A 19,776-nucleotide genomic window follows, 5' to 3' on the forward strand; every position below is an offset into this window, starting at 1 on the left:
CAGCTGCCTTTTCTCGCGCGGTTTCCGGCAAGCCGTCTTGCAGCTTGGAGATCGCACGCCGATGCAGCCCCCCGCTCCCGACCCCTTCGAGTTCGAGCTCTTCCGCAATGCGCTGCTCTCGGTGGCCGACGAGATGGCGCTGACGGTGCATCGGACCACCTACTCCTCGGTTCTGCGCGACAACCTTGACTATTCCACCGCCTTCTTCGACGCGCGGGGCAGGATGATCGCGCAAGGCTTCTCCCTGCCCTCGCATCTCGGTTCCATGCCCACCGCCCTGGCCGCGGTGCTCCGGCGCTTCGCGGGGGAGATCCGCCCGGGCGACGTCTATGCCCTGAACGACCCCTTCCATGGCGGCATGCACCTGCCGGACATCTTCATCTTCAAGCCGGTCTTCGTGAATGGCGAACTGGTCGCCTTCGCCGGCACCATTTCGCACCACACCGATGTCGGTGGCCGGGTGGCCGGCTCCAACGCGCCGGATTCGATCGAGATCTACCAGGAGGGCGTCCGCATCCCGCCGATGCGGATCTTCGACGGCGGCAGGCGGAACGAGACCTTCTTCGAGCTGCTGGCCATGAACGTCCGTGTCCCCCGCATGGTGATGGGCGACATCCGCGCGCAGCTCGCCGCCTGTTATGTGGCCGAGACCGCCTTCGCCGAGCTCTGCCGCTCCTACGGCGTCGCCAGGGTTCGCCAGCTCACCGATGCCATGCTGGATCACACCGAGCGCCTGGCGCGCGCCGAGATCGCCAGACTGCCCGACGGCGTCTTCGCCTTCGAGGACTACCTGGACGACGACGGCATCGACCTCGGCCAGCGGATCGTGCTGAAGGTCACCGTCACCAAGAAGGGCGACGGCATCCTGTTCGACTGGACCGGCTCCTCCCGCCAGGTGCGCGGCGCGCTGAACGCCACCCTCTCCTTCACCAAGTCCGCCTCCTATTGCGGTGTGCTTTCAGTGACGGAGAACCCGATCCCCAACAATGACGGCGTGTTTCGTGCGATCGAGGTGATCGCCCCCGAGGGCACGGTCGTGAACTGCGTCCACCCCGCCTCCGTCGCGGCGCGCGGGCTGACCGGCTTCCGCATGGTGGACACGGTGTTCGGCGCGCTGGCCCAGATGGTGCCGGGCAAGGTCACGGCGGCCGGCGACGGCGGCAACACCAACATCTCGATCGGCGGCTACGACGCCGAGCGCAAGCCCTACATCTTCTGCGACTTCACCTGCTGCGCCTGGGGCGGCCGCGCCTTCGCCGACGGCATCGACGGCAATTCCCATATGTTCGCCAACATGGCCGGGCAATCCTCCGAGGTGATCGAGGCGGAGAACCCGCTCTTCGTCGAATGTTACGAGTTCATCGGCGACCGCGGCGGCGCCGGCAAGTTCCGCGGCGGCGCGCCCTATCGCCGCGCCTACCGCTTCCTTGGCAACGAGGCGACAATCTCGATCCGCTCCGATCGCCGCGATGTCCGGCCTTACGGCCTTTACGGGGGCTATCCCGGCGGCGTCTCCATGAATTACCTGACCCGCGCGGGCGGTGAGACGCAGGTCTATCCCGCCAAGTTCTACGACCGCCTGCGGCAGGGCGACCTCTTCGTCCACGAGACGGCGGCGGGTGGCGGCTGGGGCGACCCGCTGGAGCGCGATCCGGAGCACGTGCTGCGGGACGTGCGCAACGACTTCGTCAGCCAGCGGGCGGCGCTGGAGCTGTACGGCGTGGCGCTGCTGCCCGATGGCCGCGCGGTGGACCGGCCGGCCACCGAGGCGCTGCGTGCCCGCATCCGCGCCGCCCGTGGCTGGAGCAAGCCCCCCTATGCCCTGCGCGAACCGCCGCAAGGCCTGCCCAGCGCTGCCGAACCAACGCGAAGCCTGTCGGAGGACCGGAAGTGAGCAAGATTCGCGTCGGCGTCGATATCGGCGGCACCTTCACCGACATCTGCATCATGGATTCGGCGGGAGGCATCATCACCAAGAAGGTGTCCTCCACCGTGGACAACTATGCCCGTGCCATCAGCGAGGGCCTGGCCGAGGCCTTCGCCGAGCACGGCATCGGCGCCGGCGAGGTGGCGGAGCTGCTGCACGGAACCACCGTGGCCTCCAACGCCATCCTGGAGCTGAAGGGCGCCCGCACCGGATTGATCACCACCAGGGGTTTCCGCGACATCCTGGAGCTCCGCCTGCTGCGCATGCCCCGCCTTTACGATCTGATGTGGGAGAAGCCACCGACCCTGGTGGAGCGCAGCCTGCGCCTGGAGGTGGATGAGCGTATCAACGCGAAGGGCGAGGTCGTACGCCCGCTCGATCCGGCGGAAGTGGAGGCGGTGCTGGACCGCCTGCTCGCCGAGGGCGTGGAGGCGATCTCCGTCTGCCTGCTGCATTCCTATGCCAACGACGTGCATGAGCGCACGGTCCGCGACATCATCCGCCGCAAGGCGCCAGGAATGGTGCTCTCCATCAGCTCGGAGGTGCTGCCGGAGATCAAGGAATACGAGCGCACCTCCACCACCGTCATCAACGCCTACGTCAAGCCCGTGGTCGGTCGGTACCTGAAGTCCCTTTCCGCCGACATGAGGCGCATCCAACTGAATGCTCCCCTGCTGCTGATGCAGTCCAACGGCGGGCTGACGCCGGCGGAGGTCGCCGCCGAAATGCCGGTGAACATCATCGAATCCGGTCCCGCCGCCGGGGTCATCGGCGCGCAGTCCCTCGCCCGCCGCGCCGGCTTCAACAAGGTGATCTCCTTCGACATGGGCGGTACCACCGCCAAGGCTGCGCTGGTGGAGAACGGCGAGGTCTCGCGCGCCGAGGAATACTCGGTGGGCGGCGGCATCATGATCGGCTCCCGCCTGATGTCGGGCGCTGGCTATGTGCTGAAGGTGCCGGCGATCGACCTGGCGGAGGTCGGCGCCGGCGGCGGCTCGATCATCGCCATCGATGCCGGCGGCGCGCCGCAGGTCGGGCCGCAGAGCGCCGGCTCCTTGCCCGGCCCGGTCTGCTACGGCACCGGCGGCACCGAGCCCACCATCACCGACGCCAACGTCGTGCTCGGCTACATCAACCCGCAGCAGCTGGCTGGTGGCAGCATCAAGCTGCACGCGGAGAAATCCCATGCCGTGCTGGCGGCGAAGGTGGCGGGGCCGCTCGGCCTGCCGGTGGAGCAGGCGGCCTATGGCGCCCATCTGGTCGCCGCCGCCAACATGATCCGCGCCATCAAGGCGGTCTCCTCCGAGCGCGGCCGCGACCCGCGGGACTTCGCCCTGGTCGCCTTCGGCGGCAATGGCCCGCTCTTCGCGGCCGCCATGGCGCGCTCGCTCGGCATCCGCAGCGTCATCGTGCCGCCGCAGGCCGGCGTCTTCTCCTCGGTCGGCCTGTTGCACTCGGATGTCGAGTATCACCTCTCCCGCACCTATCGGCAGCACACCGGCGCCCTTGATCTCGCCGAGCTGGTCGCGGCCTGGCAGGCGCTGGAGACGCAGGGGCGCGCCAGGCTTGCGGCGGACGGCTTCACGCCGGAGCAGATGCGGCTGCGGCGCTTCGCCAAGCTGCATTACCGCGGCCAGGCTTATGAGCTCTCGGTTCCGATGCCGGAGGGGCCGATCACGGAGGCGACCGCCGCCCGCCTGGACGAGGCCTTCGGCGATGAGCACGAGCGCACCTATGGCCACCGCGCGGAGCCGGGCGAACCGGTGGAGCTGGTCAGCCTCAACCTCTTCGCCGGCGGCCGCCTGGACACGCCGGGCGGCGCGAAGGCGCCAGCCGTCATCGCGGAGCAGGCGCCCCCCACCGAGCGCCAGGCCTACTTCGGCCCGGAACACGGTTGGATGGCCACGCCCGTGCTGCAGCGCGGCCATCTTGCGGCACGCGACTGGATAGGCCCGGCGGTCATCGAGGAGTATGACTGCACCTGCGTTGTTCCGCCCGGCCTGCGGGTGCGCCTCGATCCGCATGGCAACATCGCCATCGAGAGCGCTCCGGCGCGCTGAGGCTGAAGGCAGATGGGGAGGGGAGGCATGAGCGGGACGGTGCTGGTGCTGGGGGCGGGGGTGGTGGGGGTGAGCGTTGCCCTGCACCTCCGCCGCAGGGGCTTCGACGTGCTGCTGGTGGACCGCCGGCCGCCCGGCGAAGGCGCCTCCTTCGGCAATGGCGGGCTGATCCAGCGCGAGGCCGTCGCGCCGCATCCCTTCCCCCGCGCCCTCTCCGAGTTGCGGCGCATCGCCGGCAACCGGCAGGTGGACGTCGCCTACCACCCGCTGGCGCTGCCGGGCTATGCTGCGCCGCTGCTGCGCTATTGGTGGCATTCCGCGCCGGAACGCTACCGCCGCACGGTCGTGGCCTATGAGCGGCTGATCGCCACCTGCCTCGACGAGCACCGCGCGCTGGCCGAAGCGGCCGGCGCCATGCCGCTGCTGCGCCCGGTGGGCTGGATGCGCCTCTATCGCCGGCCGGAGGCGCTGGAGGCGGCGGTGGCCGAGGCGGAGGCCCTGCACCGGGCCTACGGCGTCAACTATGCGGCGCTGGACACGCGCGGCCTCGCCACTGCCGAGCCGCACCTGCTGGCCGAGCGCGCGGGCGCGCTGCACTGGACCGACCCGGTCTCGGTCAGCGACCCGCACGCGCTGACGCTGGCCTATGCCGGGCTGTTCACCGCCGCCGGCGGCCGCTTCGTGCCGGGCGAGGCCACCAGCCTGCGCCGCCAGGGCGCCGGCTGGCAGGTCGCGACGGCGGAAGGGCCGGCCGAGGCGGCGCAGGTGGTGGTGGCGCTGGGCGCGGCGGCGCTGGAGGTCACCCGGCCGCTCGGCTATGCGCCGCCGCTGTTCGGCAAGCGCGGCTACCACCGGCATTTCGCGCTGCAGGGCAACGCCGTGCTGCACCGGCCGGTGATGGACGTGGAAAGCCGCTTCCTGCTGGCGCCGATGCGCGCCGGCATCCGCCTGACCACCGGCGCCGAGTTCGCCCGCCCCGACGCGCCACCGACGCCCGTGCAGCTGGCGCGGGCCGAGCCCGTGGCGCGCAGCCTGCTGCCGCTGGCCGCGCCGGTGGAGGCTACCCCCTGGATCGGCGTGCGCCCCTGCATGCCGGACATGCTGCCGGTGATCGGCCCCATGCCCGGCCAGCCTGGCGCCTGGTGCGCCTTCGGCCATGGCCACCAGGGGCTGACGCTGGGGCCGACCACCGGGCGGCTGCTCGCCGAGATGATGGCCGGCGAGCCAGCCTTCGTTGAACCCGCCCCGTACGGCCCGGAGCGTTTCGCGCGGCGCCGCGCCCTGGCCTCCTGAGCCCGGCCCGCTCCCATCCTCACAGCACGCGCGAGAGGAACTCCCGCGTGCGCGCCTCGCGCGGGTCGGCGAGCACGGCACGCGGCGCGCCGCGCTCGACCACCCGCCCGCCATCCATGAAGGTCAGCGCGTCGCCCACCTCACGCGCGAAGGCGAGTTCGTGCGTGACCACCACCATCGTCATGCCCGAGCGCGCGAGGTCCTTCATGACCGCCAGCACCTCGCCCACCAGTTCCGGATCCAGCGCGGAGGTCGGCTCGTCGAACAGCATGAGCCGCGGCTCCATCGCCAGCGCGCGGGCGATCGCCACGCGCTGCTGCTCGCCGCCCGAGAGCTGCGCCGGGTGCCGCCCGTGCTTGCCCGCCAGCCCGACGCGGTCGAGCAGCTGCATGGCCCGCGCCCGTGCCTGCTCGGGCGGCAGCCGCAGCACCTGCACCGGCGCCTCCATGATGTTCTGCAGCGCCGTCATGTGCGGGAAGAGGTTGAAGTGCTGGAACACCATGCCGATGCGCTGGCGCATGCGGGCGATCTGCCGTTCCGGCAGTTCGTGGAGCTTGCCGCCCTGCTCGCGGTAGCCCACCAGCTCGCCGCCCACCCAGAGCCGGCCGCCGTCGATCCGCTCCAGGTGGTTGATGCAGGCGAGCAGCGTGCTCTTGCCCGAGCCGGAGGGCCCGATGATGCACATCACGCTGCCGGCGGCGACGTCGAGGTCGATGTCCTGCAGCACCGGCTTCCCGTGGTAGCTCTTGGTGAGCCCGCGGATGCGCACCATCGGCTCGCCCGCCGCCGGTGCACCCGCAAAGGGCCGCACCTGTCCCATGCCGTTCATACGCCGTGCCTGTAGTGCCGTTCGAGGAAATGCTGCCCGACCGAGAGCACCGAGACGACGATCAGATACCAGAGCGAGGCGACGATCAGCAGCGGGATGGTCTCGTAGGTGCGCGCGTAGATCAGCTGCGCGGTGTAGAGCAGGTCGGCCAGCGCGATCACGCTGACCAGCGAGGTGCCCTTCACCATCGAGATCACCTCGTTGCCGACGGGCGGGATGATCACCCGCATCGCCTGCGGGAAGACGATGCGGCGGAAGATCGTGGCGGGGCGCATGCCGAGCGCCTTCGCCGCCCGCGTCTGGCCGCGCGGCACGGAGGCGATGCCGGCGCGGATCACCTCTGCCGTATAGGCCGCCTGGGCGAGGCCGAGCCCCGCCAGCGCCGCCGTCAGCGGCGTGATCACCGCGTTGGTGCTGGCGCCGTAGAGCAGCGGGCCGAAGGGCACCCGCAACTCGATCTGCGGGTAGAGCGCGCCGAAATTGTACCAGAAGATCAGCTGCACCAGCACCGGCACGCTGCGGAAGAACCAGATGTAGAGCCAGGCCAGGCTGGAGAGCAGCAGGTTGGCCGAAAGCCGCATCACCGCCAGGGCGGTGCCGAGCAACAGGCCCATCGCCATCGCCGCCAGGGTCAGCTCCAGCGTCACGGCGAGGCCCGCCAGGATCTGCCGGTCCAGCATGTACTCGGCGACCACCGGCCACTGGAAGGCCGGGTTGGCGGCGACGCTGTAGAACACGCCGAAGGCGACCAGCACCACCACGGCGGTCGCCGCCCAGGTCCAGGGGTGGCGCAGCGGCACCACCTCCTGCGCCGGCACCTCGCTGGCCACCGGCAGCCCGGATGCAGGCTGGGTCACGCTCATTTCGGCGCGTTGGTCGGGTTGAGCGGCGCCTCCTTCACGGCATTGTCCTGCAAGCCCCATTTGTGCACGATCTTGCCGTAGGTGCCGTCGGCGATCAGGTGGTTGACCGCCGCCTGCAACGGCTTCGCCATCTCCGAGCCCTTCGGCAGGGCGATGCCGATGTAGCTGGTGTCGGTGTAGTGGCCGACCACCTTGGCGCGGCCCTTGGTCTGCGCGACGAAGTAGCTGACGGCGGTGGAGCCGAGCCAGAACAGGTCCGCCCGGCCGCTCATCATCGCCTCCGCCGCGCCGTTGCCGTCGTTGAAGGCCAGCGCGTTGATCGGCTTCTTGCCGGCGGCGGCGCATTTCGGCTGGTGCTCGTCGGCGAAGACCATCTCGCGCGAGCCCCGCGTGGTGGCGACCGTGCGTCCGCAGAGGTCGTCGAGGCTCTCGACCTTCACCGGGTTCTCCGCCTTGGCGGCGAAGAGCTCGTTGCCGGTCAGCGTGCCGATCATGTCCACCACCTTCTCGCGCACCACCGTCACGCCCATCTGGCCCGTGGCGGCGTCGAAGCGCTTGGCCTGCAGGCCGGGGATGAGGGAGTCGAAGGTGGTCGGCCGCAGCTCCAGCTCCAGGCCGAGCGCCTGGGTGGCGGCGCGCAGGATGTCGATCTCCCATCCGGCGATCTCGCCCTGCGCGTCGCGGAAGTCGTCCGGCGGCGAGCCGAGCGCCACCGCGACGGTGAGCGTCTTGGGCGCCCCGTCCGGCAGCATCTTCACGAGGTCCGGCTGCGGCTTCTCGGCGAGCGCCGGGTCGGCGGCGGCCCGCGCCCCGGCCGGCGCGAGCATGCCGGCGAGGAGCAGGGCCAGGGTTGGGGCGAAGGCGGCGCGCAGGCCGCGGACGGGCTTGGGCATGGCGTCAGGCTCCGACGGGAAGGGAGGACTTGGCGAAGGCGCCGCGGCTGCGGAAGGGCGGCCTCGGCAGGCCGAGGCCGCCGCGCAACGTGCCGTCGCCCAGGTACTCGGTGCGGGCCAGGCCGCGGCGCTGCAGCTCGGGCACCAGCCACTCGAAGGCCTCGATGGCCGGCTCGGGCAGGAAGGCGGGCATGATGTTCCAGCCGTCGCAGCAGCCGTTCTCGAACCATTCCTGCATCAGGTCGGCCACGTCGGCGGCGGTGCCGACGGCGATGTTGTGCCCGGAGGCGCCGGCCTGGATCTGGTAGAGCCTGCGGATGGTCATGCCGGGCTGCCGCCCCAGGCGGATCAGCGCCTCATGCCCGCTCTTCACCGCGTTGCTGCGCGCCAGCGGCTCCGGCAATGGCCCATCCGGGTCGAGGCCGGAAAGGTCGCCATAGGTTTCCGCCAGCATCGGCAGGCCGAGGCAGGGATGCACCCGCTCCTGCAGCTGGTCGAAGCGGTCCTGCGCCTCCTGCCGGGTGCGGCCGAGGACGGGCAGGATGCCCGGCATCACCAGCATCTGCTCCGTGTCCCGCCCGGCGGCGGCGGCGTGACTCTTGACGCTGGCATAGAAGGCGCTGGCGCTCTCGCGCGTCTTCTGCGCGGTGTAGATCAGGTCGGCGATGCGCGAGCCGAGGTTCTGCCCCGGGCCGGAGGAGCCGGCCTGGGCGATCACCGGATAGCCCTGGATGGGCCGCGCCACGTTCAGCGGCCCCTTCACCGTGAAATGCCGCCCGCGATAGTTCAGCGTGTGCAGCTTCGCCGGGTCGAAGTAGTGGCCGCTCGCCTTGTCCCGGATGAAGGCGTCGTCCTCCCAGCTGTCCCACAGGCCGAAGACGACGTCGACGAACTCCTCCGCCCGCTCGTAGCGGCTGTCGTGCTCCAGCAGGCGCTCGGCGCCGAAGTTGTGCGCCTCCTGCTCGCTCCAGGAGGTGACGACGTTCCACGCCACCCGCCCGCACGTGACGTAGTCCAGCGAGGCGAACTTGCGGGCGATGTGGTAGGGCTCGTTGAAGGTCGTCGAGGCGCTGGCGACGAAGCCCAGCCGCTCGGTGACGGCGGCGAGCGCGCCGATCAGCGTCAGCGGCTCGAAGACGTCGATGCGCGCGTTGTAGGAGAGTTCCTCGTCGCTCTTGGCCGAGTGCCGCACGGCGATGCCGTCGGCCCAGAACATGAAGTTGAAGCGCGCGCGCTCGGCCGCCTGGGCCATCCGCATCCAGAGCCGGATGTCCGTGCAGGCGTCGGTCAGGGCCTGGGGCATGCGCCAGCCGGCGGCATGCGCGCCGTTGGCGACGATGTTCAGCCCGAGCCGCATGAAGCGAGGAGCGGCCATCCTCAGGCCCGCCCGGCTGCGCCAGGGGCGGCGGCGTGGGGCACAGTGCGAGGTGATCTCATGGCATCCCGACCTTGCTGGTGGTGACGCCGCGCGGCGGGGTTCCTGTCCCGCCATGGACGGTGGCAGGGCGTGACAAAGCCGTCAAAGCACTTATTCTCCCCGACTTCATTCCATGTGGTTATGGGTAGCCCGGCGATGAACCTGCGCCAATGCGAGGTCTTCCGCGCGGTGATGGAAGCGGGCACGGTGACGGCGGCGGCCGAGCGGCTGCACGTCACCCAGCCGGCCGTCAGCAAGGTGCTGGCGCAGCTCGAACGCGAGCTCGGCTTCCGCATCTTCCTACGCGAGCGGCAGCGGCTGCTGCCCACGCCGGAGGCCCAGGCGCTCTATGGCGAGGTGCGGCGCGCCTTCATCGGCCTGGACCACCTGACGCGCTTCGCCCGCGACCTGCACGCCCTGCGCAAGGGCCACCTGGTGGTCACCGCGAGCCATGCGGTGAGCAGCGAGCACCTGCCCGGCATCGCCGCCGCCTTCCTGCGCCGCCATCCCGGCCTTTCCCTGTCGCTGCAGACGATGGACAGCCCCGGCGTGGCCCAGGCGGTGGCCAGCGGCCGCGCCGACCTTGGCCTGGCGCAGTTCGAGACCCCCACGCCCGGCGTGCGGCGGGAGCGGCTCTGCACGAGCGAGGCGGTCTGCGTCATCCCGCCGGGCCATCCGCTGGCGCGGCGCTCCGTGGTGCGCCCGGCCGACCTGCATGGCGAGCCCTTTGTGGCCCTTGCGGCGGTGAACCGGCTGCGCGTGCGGCTCGATGCGCTGCTGCAGGAGCATGGGGCGGTGCCCCGCATCCAGGTGGACACGCCGCTGGCCAGCACCGCCTGCGGCCTGGTGGCGCAAGGGGTCGGGCTCTGCATCCTGGACCGCCTCAGCGCGGAGGCGAACCTCCGGCACCGCCTCGTCCTCCGCCCGTTCCAGCCGGCTTTGGCAGAAGACCTGCTGCTGCTCGTCCCCAGCCGCGCCCCGCTCTCCAACCTTGCCTCCGCCTTCGCGCAGATGCTGCGGGAGCGGTTCGGCGCGGGCGCCGGGCTGCCTGCTTGAAAGCGGCGGCAACGCTTTGCATATCGCTCGCGGAACTGCATCCGAGCCTTGGAGGGCGACCGTGAGTGATACCGTTGAGCGCCATGAATTCGGCGCTGAGGTGGGACGCCTGCTGGACCTGGTGGTCCACGCGCTCTACTCCGACCGCGAGATCTTCCTGCGCGAACTGGTGGCCAATGCCGCCGATGCGGTGGACCGCAGGCGCTTCGAGGCCCTGACCCAGCCGATCCCGGCGCTGCCCGCCGATGCCGCCGTCCGCATCCTCCCCGACAAGCCCGGTCGCACCCTCACCATCGCCGATCCCGGCATCGGCATGGGCAAGGAGGAGCTGGCGCGAAACCTCGGCACCATCGCCCGCTCCGGCACCCGCGCCTTCAGCCAGGCGCTGGCCGAGAGCAAGGCGAGCGACCGCCCGAGCCTGATCGGCCAGTTCGGCGTCGGCTTCTACTCCGCCTTCATCGTCGCCGAGCGGGTGGAGGTGGTCTCCCGCCGCGCCGGCAGCGAGGAGGCCTGGCGCTGGGAGTCGGAGGGCCAGGGCGCCTTCACCCTCGCCCCCGCCACGCGCGAGGCGCCGGGCACCGACATCGTCCTGCACATGCGCGCGGATGCCGAGGAGTTCCTGGAGCCCTTCAGGCTGCACGCCATCATCCGCAAATGGGCGGACCACATCACCGTCCCCATCACCATCGCGGAGGACGGCAAGGACACGCCGGCCAACGAGGGCACCGCGCTCTGGCGCAAGCCGAAGCCCGAGATCAGCGCGGAGGACTACACCGCCTTCTATCGCCATCTCGGCCACTACTTCGACGAGCCCTGGTCCACCCTGCACTGGCGCGCCGAGGGCACGACGGAGTTCACCGCCCTGCTCTTCATCCCCGGCATGAAGCCCTTTGAGGCTTTCGAGGGCGAGCGCCGGAGCCGGCTGCGGCTGCATGTCCGCCGCATGTTCATCACCGACGAGGCGGAGCTGCTGCCGCCCTGGCTGCGCTTCGTGCAGGGCGTGGTGGACAGCGAGGACCTGCCGCTCAACGTCTCGCGCGAGATGCTGCAGGCCACCCCCGTGCTGGCGCGCATCCGCCGCGCCGTCACCGGCCGCGTGCTCTCCGAGCTGAAGAGCCGCGCCAAGGACGCCGAGGGCTACGCCACCTTCTGGCAGAACTTCGGCCCGATGCTGAAGGAAGGCATCTGGGAGGATTCCGAGCAACGCAAGGAGATCGCGCCGCTCCTGCGCTTCCGCTCCTCCGCCGTGGAGGGCTGGACCTCCCTGCCCGACTACGTCGCGCGCATGCCGGAGGGACAATCCGCCATCTACATCCTGGTCGGCGACAACATCGAGGCGCTTTCCAGGTCCACGCAGCTCGAAGGCTTCCGCGCCCGCGGCGTCGAGGTGCTGTTGCTGGCCGATCAGATGGACGCCTTCTGGCCCGAGCGGCTCGGCGAGTTCGAGGGCAAGCCGGTCCGCAGCATCACCCAGGGCAACATCGACCTCTCGGGCCTCGGCACCGCTCCGCCGGAGGGCAAGGCGCCGGCCGACGTCACGCGCCTGCTGCCGCTGCTGAAGGCCGCGCTGGAGGCCGAGATCTCCGAGGTCCGCGCCACCGACCGGCTGGTGGACAGCGCCGCCGTGCTGGCCGCCCCCGCCCATGGCCCGGACCTCGCGCTGCAGCGCCTGCTGCGCCGCGCCGGGCGCCCGGTCGGCGGCGAGAACCCGGTGCTGGAGGTCAACCCGCGCCATCCCCTGGTGCGGCGCCTCGCCGCGCTGGCGGACTCCGGCGCCGACCTCGAGGAGGCCGCCGGCACGCTGCTCGACCTGGCGCGGGTGCAGGATGGCGACGTGCCGCGCGAGCCCGCCGAGTTCGCGCGGCGCATGGCGGCGGCGCTGGCGAGCAGCCTGTAAGGGAAAAAGGCTGGGGAAAGGAATTCCCCCAGACCCCCATCTTTTTTTCTGCCGCCTCGAAGAAAGAAGATGGGGGGCTCGGGGGAATTCCTTCCCCCCGACCTTCCTACGACAGTTCCACGATCACGCCCTCTTCCGGGCCGAGCAGCCCGTCAAACGGACCTTCGCGGCGATCCAGCCCGGTGGAGAGCAGCAGCCGCACCCCCTCCGGCAAGGCCACGCGCTGCGGCGCCTTGCCGAAGTTCAGCGCCACCAGCAACGGCGCCTCGCCCTCGGCATGCCGGCTATAGGCGAAAACATCGCCCTCCACATGGGCCTCCTCGTAGCGCCCGACGCCGAGCGCCCGCCTTCCCTGCCGCAGCGCGATCAGCCGCCGGTAGAGTGTGAGAATCGAGCGCTCGTCCCGTGCCAGTCCCGCGACGTTGCGCGCGGCGTGGTCGGGGTTGATCGGCAGCCAAGGCTCGCCGGTGGTGAAGCCCGCCTTGGCCGAGCCATCCCAGGGCATCGGCGTGCGCGCGGGGTCGCGCCCGAAGCCGAGCCCCGGTTCGTTCTTCTCCCAGGGGTCCTGCACGCGGTCCGGTGCGATCGGCACGTTCTCCAGCCCGAGTTCGTCGCCGTAGTAGAGGGTGGGCGTCCCACGCAGCGTCAGCAGCAGCATCGCGGCCAGCCGTGCGCCCGCGGCGCCGACGCGGGTGGCGATGCGCTTCTGGTCATGGTTGGAGAGCACCCAGTTCGGCCAGCCGCCTTCCGGCAGCGCCGCCTCGTACTCCGCCACGACGCGCGCGATCTCCCGTGCGTTCCACGCGGCAAAGACAAGCTGGAAGTTGAAGGGCAGGTGGGCCCCGCGCATGTCGCGGCCGTAATAGGCAACCAGACGCTCCAGCGGCAGGTAGATCTCGCCGATCAGCAGCCGCTCGGGATAGGCATCCAGCACGCCGCGCATTTCCGTCACGACGTCATGGATCTCGGGCCGGTCGGCGGAGTAGCGCTGCAGCAGGCGGTCGATGCCGGCCTGGTGCGGCTGCCAGGCGAGATTCGGCGGATTGTCGCGGAACTGCTCGTCCTTGATCAGCAGCCAGATCACGTCCACCCGAAAGCCGTCCACGCCGCGGCCGAGCCAGAAGCGCAGCACGTCCAGCATGGCGCGGCGGACCTCGGGGTTGCGCCAGTTGAGGTCGGGCTGTTCCTTCAGGAAGGCATGGTAGTAGTACTGGCCGGTGGCCTCGTCGAAGGTCCAGCCGCTGCCGCCGAAATTGGCGAGCCAGTTGTTGGGCGGGCCGCCATCGGCGGCCGGGTCGCGCCAGAGGTACCAGTCGCGCTTCGGGTTGTGGCGTGAGGCGCGGCTCTCGCGGAACCAGGGATGCTGGTCCGAGGTGTGGTTGGGCACGAAATCGAGGATCACCTTCAGCCCGCGCGCATGCGCCTCCTCAAGCAGGCGGTCGAAATCCGCCAGGGTGCCGAAAATAGGGCTGATGCCGCAGTAGTCGGCGATGTCGTAGCCGAAATCCGCCATCGGCGAGGGGTAGATCGGAGAGATCCAGAGCGCATCGACGCCAAGCCAGGCGAGGTGGTCCAGCCGGCGGCGGATGCCTTCCAGATCGCCGATGCCGTCGCCGTTGCTGTCTTGGAAGGAGCGCGGATAGATCTGGTAAACAATGCCATGCTGCCACCAGAGCGTGTCGGACATGAGGGGTCTCCGCCTGCAGTCTTGCGTCGCGTGAACGACCGCCGCCCCATCGGCGGGCCGCCGGCACCGCATCAGGAACCCGGCTCGGCTGAGCGGGTTTCCTGGCAATGGGCAGCGCCTCCGCTGCCGCGCAACCGGTAAGGCAGCAAAGCATCATGTGCGCGACGAGAGCAGCCCGGCCACCCGCCCATTCCTTCCCCGGCAAGGATCCCGTGAACATGGCTCCCGGCGGCGAATGGTGGCGGCAGGCGGCCATCTAGCAGACCCTGCTTCCCTCCTTCAGGACAGCGACGGAGACGGGTTTGGCGACCTGCCAGGCATCCTCCGACGGCTCGACCATCTCGCCTGGCTCGGTGTCAATGCCATCTGGCTCTCCCCCTCTTCTATCCCACGCCGCGGCGTGACTGCGGCGATGAGATCAGCCGCGACCCCGAGCGTTCGCCGATGCGCTGGCATCCGGATGAACCTCATGCCGGCTTCACCACCGGTGAGCCCTGGCTGCCGATCGGCCCCGATGCCGAAACGCTGAACCTGTCCACGCAGCGCGCCAACTCATGTTCCATCCCCACCTTCTTCCGCGCCTTGCTGGCACTGCGGCACCGGGATCCGGCGCTCCGCAGCGTGGCCCCTGCCCCGCTGCGCAACACCGCGCAGGTTGTCGCCCTCCGTGGCGGCGCCCCTCCCCACCGCCCCCTGCTCGTCGCGCTCGATCTCAGCGATGCGCCTCAGGTGCTTGAGGGGATCGGTGCCGGGAAGGTGCTGCTCTCGCCGCATCTCGACCGGCACGGCGCCCACATCGCGGGCGATCCGCACCTCCGCCCCGACGAAGGGCTGGTGCTTGTGGAAAAAAGCGGCCAGGAAATGAATTTCCCTGCCCCCATCTTCATCCTCTATCCGTCTGAGGCAGCACTTTCCGCCTGTCGAGCAATTCGAAGAAGGGAGATGGGGGCCTGGGAGAATTCGTTCTCCCAGCCTTGCTCCTTGGCTTGCCTTCCGCTCCCGCCTGCCGCATCCCTCTCCCTGGAGTATCTTTTTCCCTTTGCCGAACCTTCCGTGACCAGCTTCCGCTTCCTGCACGCTGCCGACCTGCATCTCGACAGCCCCCTCCGTGGCCTTGACGTCGATCTTGACGCACCGGCCCAGCGCATCCGCCAGGCCAGCCGCCAGGCGCTGGCCAACCTGGTCGAGCTTGCCATTGCCGAGGCGGTGGATTTCGTCGTGATCGCCGGCGATCTCTACGACGGTGACTGGCAGGACTTCCGCACCGGGCAGGTGCTGATCGCTGCGCTGGGGCGGCTCACGCGGGCGGGAATTCGCGTCATCGCGATCCGTGGCAACCACGATGCAGAGAGCGTGCTGACGCGCAACCTGCGCCTGCCGGATGGCGCCACCCTGCTCTCGGCCCGCACGCCCGAGACTGCGCGACTGCCGGAGATCGGCGTTGCCGTGCATGGGCAAAGCTTCGCCACGCGCGACGTGCAGGACAACCTGGCGCGCGGCTACCCCGCGCCTCTTCCCGGTTTCTTCAACCTCGGCCTGCTGCACACCGCCGCCACCGGCCGCCCCGGCCATGCCAGCTACGCGCCCTGCACCGTCGAGCAGCTGGCAGGGCACGGGTATGACTACTGGGCGCTCGGCCACATCCACACGCGGGAAGAAGTGCTGCGCAATCCCTGGATCGTCTTTCCCGGCAACATCCAGGGCCGCCATGTCAATGAGCCCGGCGCCAAGGGCGCCACGCTGGTCACAGTGCGGGATGGCCGGGTGGCGGAGGTTGCCCATCGTGTGCTCGACACCGTCCGCTGGCAGCGCCTCGCAGTGGATTGCCGCGGCGCGGCTGACCTGGAGCAGGCGCTGGAGCGCGTCCGCAATGCACTCGGCGCCGCATTGGACGACACGAGCGGGCGCCTTCTGGCGCTGCGCCTGACGCTGGAAGGCGATTGCGCCGCGCATGCCGCGCTGGCCAGGGATCCGCTCGGCACACGCGAGCGGGTGCGCGCCGCCGGGCTCGAGGTCGCGGAAGAGGGAGCCTTCTGGATCGAGGCGGTGCGCGTCGGCACCCGTCCCTTGGCCGGACCCACCGTGCGCGGCTTGGCGGATGATGCCGCCGGCCGCCTGCTCGGCGCCATCGAAGCCATGTCCGACGGCACCGACCATGCGGCGTTGGCCGAGGCGGTGCAGGCCTATGCCGCCACGTTGCTGGACCGCGCCGGTGGCCTGCGGGAAGCGCTGGGTGCGGAGCATCCCGCCGTGCTGGCCGCGGAAGGCCGCCTGTCGCCCAAACTCCTGCGGCGTGCCCGCCAGCTCCTGCTCAGCCGCCTGAACCCGGATTGAACGATGCGCCTTACCCGGCTGAGCCTACGCCGCTACGGCAACTTCCAGGATACGATGCTGCGCTTCGATCCGGCGCCGCAGCGACTGAACCTGGTGCTGGCGCCGAACGGTGCCGGCAAGTCGGTGCTGCGCGGCGCGCTTGGCGATCTGCTCTTCGGTATCGGCACGCAGACGCCGATGGGCTTCCGTCACGGCTATGCAGGCATGCAGATCGGCGCCGAAGGTGTGCTGCCGGATGGCGCGCCCTTCAGCCTCACCCGCCGCAAGGGGCGCGGCAACACGCTGCTCGGCCCTGACGAGGCGCCGCTGGATGCCGCCCTCCAGGCTCGCCTGCTCGGCGGCATGGACCGCCCCCTGCTCGAACGGCTCTTTGCATTGGACACCGAACGCCTGCGCATCGGCGGCCAGGGCCTCCTCGCTTCCGGCGGCGCCTTGGCCGAGGCGCTGCTGGAAGCGGCGGGCGGGCTGCGCCCGGCGCAGCGCCTGCGGGAAGAGCTGAACGCGACGCGCGACCAGCTCGCCCCCACGCGCAAATCGGCGCAGCGCCCCTTCTATGCCGCGCTGGACCGGCTGACCGGGAGCCGCCGCGCCATCAGGGAGCAGCTGGTGCGGCCAGAGCGTTGGCTGGACCAGGAGCGCGCGCTGGCCGCCGCGAAGGAGCGGCGGGAGGCCGCCAGCCGGGCGGCGGCGGAAGCGGCGCAGTCGCTGCACCGCCTGGAGCGCGTGCGGCGCCTGCGCCCGCTGCTGGCCCGTCGGGCTGCGGCGGCGGAGTGGCTTTGCACCCATCCCGAAGCTCCACGCCTGCCTGCCGCGTTGCGCAGCCGGTTGGTGCATGCCCGCCAGGCTGCCAGCCGGGCCGCCGAAATGCGGAACATGCTGCACCGGCGGCATGACGAACTCGTGGCTCAGGCCGCCGCCATCGCGCCGGACGACGCTGTCCTCGCGCAGGCGGAGAGCATCGCCAGCCTGCTGGAAGCCGCTGGCGCCACTGAAAAGGCGCGGCAAGACCTGCCGGGCCTGGAAGCCGAGTTGCGGAGCCAACGAACACAGATCGACGCCTCGCTCCGCGCCCTGGGGCTGAGCGGGCCTGCCTCCCGCGCGGCAGAGGCAATCCCCGCCGCTATTTCTCTTGCCCAGGCCCGGCGGCTGCTGCGCACCTATGTCCGGCATGCGGAAGCGCTCGCCACCCTGCCCTCCGCCGTCGCCGAGCAGGAGGCTGCCCTGAACAGGGCAGAAGCGGCATTGGCCAGCCTGCCGCCGCCGCGTGACGCCGAGGTTCTGGCGGCGCTGATCAGTAGCATCGCCGCCGAGGGTGACCCGGTCAGGATGGCAGCCGCCGCAGCCCAGGCCACGGCGCAGGCGGCGGCGCGGCTGGATGCCCTTCTGGCCCGGCTCCCGGCCGCCTGGCGCGATCTCGACTGGCTCCACGCCGTGGAAGCGCCGCAGCCCAGCCTGCTGCGGCAGCGAGCCGAGCACCGCAGGGTGGCCGGGGCGGCCCATGGCGAGCAGGTGGCGGTCCTGGAGCGCTTGCAGGGGACACTCACCGCCAGCCGCCAGGAGCGCGCGCAGCTGAATCGCGAGGGCCCGCTGCCCGGGGCCGCGGTTCTGACGGCCGCCCGCGCACGCCGGGACGCGGGCTGGAACCTGATCTATCGCCGCGCCTTCAGCGGTGAGGCGCCGGATACCAGGGCGGAGCAGGCCTTCGGCGCGGAACAGCCATTGCCTCTCGCCTATGTCGCTGCCGTGGTGGAGGTGGATCGTCTGGCCGACCTCCGAAACCGGGAGGCAGAGCGCGTAAGCGCCGCCGAGCAGCTGGACCGGGCCATCCTGCAGCAGGAGGAGGGCCTGGCCACCGCGCGCATCGCCGAGGCTGCGGCACGTCGGCAGGCTGAGGCGGCCGAAGCAGCCTGGGCGGCCCTGCTGCATCCCCTGGCGCTCGCGCCGAGAACCGAAGCGCCCGAGCTGGAGCAGCTTCTTGCGCTGCGCACGGCAGCGTTGGAGGAGGCCGCCAACCTCATCCTCGCCCGCGAGGCCGAGAAGCAGCTCCTGGTGCGACAGGCCGCCGACGCCTGCCGTTTGCGGCAGGTTCTGGGCGGTCCGCGCGACAGCGATCCGGATCTGCGCGCCCTGCTCGCCGAAGCCGAGGCGCGGCAGCGCGAGACCCGCCGCACGGAAAGCGACCGCGCACGCCTGCAGGAACAGCGCGAGGCCGCGCGTGAGAGCCTCGCCGCGGCAGAGCGTGCCCTGGCCACGGCGCGGGAGCAGATGGCTGGCTGGCACGCCGACTGGAAGCCCCTGGCGGCCCGGCTCGGCCGCGCTCCGGACGAGCACCCCGAGGACAGCGCCGAAGCGCTTCGGCTATTCGAGGAGCTCGCCCCAATCGTGCGCGAGGCAGACAGGCTCGCGGAACGGATCACCGCCATCGGTGCGGAGATCGCTGCCTTCACCACCCGCTGCAGCCGTCTCGCCGAAGAACTTGGCACCGCGGCTTCGCGCGATCCGGTGGCCGCTGCGCGGGCGCTGGGCCAGCGGCTTCAGGCTGCGCGGGGCGCGGCCGAGCGGCGAACACTGCTGGCCCTGCAAGCCGAAGAGGCAGCCGCGAGCCTTGCCGCCGGCATGCGGCAAGCGGAAGCCGATGCCGCGGAGTTGCGGGCCGTCATCGCTGCCACCGGCGCGGACTCCGCCGAGGCGGCAGAAGAACGTCTCGACCTCTCCAATGCGCGGGAGCATCACGAAAACCTGCTGGCCGAGGCGCAACAGGAGATTTTCGCCGGCGGCGACGGCCTGTCTCTGGAGACACTATGCCGGGAGGTGGAGGCCCTCGCGCCTGAGATGATGGAAGCTGAACTCCTTCGGGCACGCGAGGCGCTGACGGCGCAACAGGCGGCTGCGGAGCATGCGGCCGCCGATGCGGCTCATGCGGAGGCAGCCTTGCAGGCTTTGAGCAATGAAACAGCCTTCAGCCGAGCGGTGCAGGATCAGCAGACCGCTGTCACCCAGGCCGGCGAGACTTTGGAGAACGCACTGCTGCTGCACACGGCCAGCCTGATGCTGGAACTGGCCTTGGGCGCCGCGCAGGAAGCCGGAGACGACCGCCTGCTCCGGCGCATCGGCGCCACTTTCGCCCTCCTGACCAACGGCGCCTACCCTTCCGTAACCTCCCGGGAAGACGAAAAAGGCGTGGCCCACCTGGTGATCCGCCGGGCCGACTACCCGGACGAGGAGACGCTGGTGGATGAACTCTCCGAAGGCACCCGCGACCAGCTTTTCCTAGCGCTGCGGCTGGTCGCCATCGAGGATCATGTCGCACAGGGAGCGATCCTGCCCTTTCTGGGCGATGACATCCTGCAAAGCTTCGATGATGGCCGGGCGGCCGCCGCTTTCCACGCCTTGCTGGACTTCAGCCGCACCACGCAGGTGATCCTGCTGAGCCACCACCAACATCTGCTCGACCTTGCCCGTGCGACACTTGCGCCCGAGCAGGTCCACGTCCAGCGCCTGGAAGGTTAGCGGAGGCGTC

At 70.7% G+C, this 19,776-nt stretch carries 13 protein-coding genes and 1 pseudogene; 9 read left to right on the forward strand and 5 right to left on the reverse strand.

Annotation, left to right across the window (positions count from 1 at the left end):
• Positions 1–61 precede the first annotated feature (61 nt).
• The 3 genes from E0493_RS13235 to E0493_RS13245 are packed head-to-tail and all read left to right on the forward strand — an operon-like array spanning position 62 to position 5,280.
• Positions 62–1,894: a hydantoinase B/oxoprolinase family protein gene (locus E0493_RS13235; RefSeq protein WP_160937416.1), complete on the forward strand. Its 1,833-nt coding sequence runs from the start codon at positions 62–64 to the stop codon at positions 1,892–1,894.
• On the forward strand, positions 1,891–3,987 hold the full coding sequence (locus E0493_RS13240; protein WP_160937417.1) for a hydantoinase/oxoprolinase family protein: 2,097 nt from the start codon (positions 1,891–1,893) through the stop codon (positions 3,985–3,987). The genes E0493_RS13235 and E0493_RS13240 overlap by 4 nt, the downstream gene beginning before the upstream one ends.
• A gap of 27 nt (positions 3,988–4,014) precedes the next feature.
• Positions 4,015–5,280: an NAD(P)/FAD-dependent oxidoreductase gene (locus E0493_RS13245; RefSeq protein ID WP_160937418.1), complete on the forward strand. Its 1,266-nt coding sequence runs from the start codon at positions 4,015–4,017 to the stop codon at positions 5,278–5,280.
• A gap of 19 nt (positions 5,281–5,299) precedes the next feature.
• On the opposite strand, the gene E0493_RS13250 is transcribed toward E0493_RS13245, so the two are convergent.
• The 4 genes from E0493_RS13250 to E0493_RS13265 are packed head-to-tail and all read right to left on the reverse strand — an operon-like array spanning position 5,300 to position 9,240.
• The gene (locus E0493_RS13250) at positions 5,300–6,109 is read right to left on the reverse strand and encodes an amino acid ABC transporter ATP-binding protein (RefSeq protein ID WP_456316347.1); all 810 of its coding nucleotides are present in this window, start codon (positions 6,107–6,109) and stop codon (positions 5,300–5,302) included.
• Positions 6,106–6,966, reverse strand: coding sequence for an amino acid ABC transporter permease (locus E0493_RS13255; RefSeq protein WP_202397111.1), 861 nt, complete (start codon positions 6,964–6,966; stop codon positions 6,106–6,108). Before E0493_RS13255 ends, E0493_RS13250 begins: the two co-directional genes overlap by 4 nt.
• A 2-nt stretch (positions 6,967–6,968) precedes the next feature.
• Positions 6,969–7,865 (reverse strand): ABC transporter substrate-binding protein, encoded by an 897-nt coding sequence (locus E0493_RS13260; protein ID WP_160937419.1) that lies wholly within the window; start codon positions 7,863–7,865, stop codon positions 6,969–6,971.
• A gap of 4 nt (positions 7,866–7,869) precedes the next feature.
• Positions 7,870–9,240: an LLM class flavin-dependent oxidoreductase gene (locus E0493_RS13265; protein WP_235913755.1), complete on the reverse strand. Its 1,371-nt coding sequence runs from the start codon at positions 9,238–9,240 to the stop codon at positions 7,870–7,872.
• Between the two features lie 198 nt (positions 9,241–9,438).
• On the opposite strand from E0493_RS13265, the gene E0493_RS13270 reads away from it, so the two are divergent.
• Positions 9,439–10,338 carry a LysR substrate-binding domain-containing protein gene (locus E0493_RS13270; protein ID WP_160937420.1) on the forward strand — a complete coding sequence of 300 codons (900 nt, stop codon included), beginning with the start codon at positions 9,439–9,441 and terminating at the stop codon, positions 10,336–10,338.
• 61 nt (positions 10,339–10,399) lie between these two features.
• A complete protein-coding gene (gene htpG, locus E0493_RS13275) occupies positions 10,400–12,235 on the forward strand; it encodes a molecular chaperone HtpG (RefSeq protein ID WP_160937421.1) in 1,836 nt (611 codons plus the stop codon).
• Positions 12,236–12,341: 106 nt separating this feature from the next.
• Here htpG and E0493_RS13280 read toward each other — a convergent pair whose 3' ends face one another.
• Positions 12,342–13,922: an alpha-amylase family glycosyl hydrolase gene (locus E0493_RS13280; protein WP_160937422.1), complete on the reverse strand. Its 1,581-nt coding sequence runs from the start codon at positions 13,920–13,922 to the stop codon at positions 12,342–12,344.
• A gap of 235 nt (positions 13,923–14,157) precedes the next feature.
• On the opposite strand from E0493_RS13280, the gene E0493_RS24065 reads away from it, so the two are divergent.
• The 4 genes and pseudogenes from E0493_RS24065 to E0493_RS13295 all read left to right on the forward strand — a co-directional run bounded on the left by E0493_RS24065 (position 14,158) and on the right by E0493_RS13295 (position 19,766).
• The gene (locus tag E0493_RS24065; protein ID WP_235913771.1) at positions 14,158–14,451 is read left to right on the forward strand and encodes an alpha-amylase family glycosyl hydrolase; all 294 of its coding nucleotides are present in this window, start codon (positions 14,158–14,160) and stop codon (positions 14,449–14,451) included.
• The gene (locus E0493_RS13290; protein ID WP_456316348.1) at positions 14,340–16,256 is read left to right on the forward strand and encodes a metallophosphoesterase; all 1,917 of its coding nucleotides are present in this window, start codon (positions 14,340–14,342) and stop codon (positions 16,254–16,256) included. Before E0493_RS24065 ends, E0493_RS13290 begins: the two co-directional genes overlap by 112 nt.
• Before the next feature lie 54 nt (positions 16,257–16,310).
• Positions 16,311–16,820, forward strand: a pseudogene (locus E0493_RS23905) (AAA family ATPase); the annotation flags it as partial.
• 309 nt (positions 16,821–17,129) lie between these two features.
• Positions 17,130–19,766 carry an AAA family ATPase gene (locus E0493_RS13295; protein WP_235913757.1) on the forward strand — a complete coding sequence of 879 codons (2,637 nt, stop codon included), beginning with the start codon at positions 17,130–17,132 and terminating at the stop codon, positions 19,764–19,766.
• The last annotated feature ends 10 nt before the right edge of the window (positions 19,767–19,776 follow it).

Source organism: Teichococcus coralli (assembly GCF_009829925.1).
GTDB classification, from domain to species: domain Bacteria; phylum Pseudomonadota; class Alphaproteobacteria; order Acetobacterales; family Acetobacteraceae; genus Pseudoroseomonas; species Pseudoroseomonas coralli.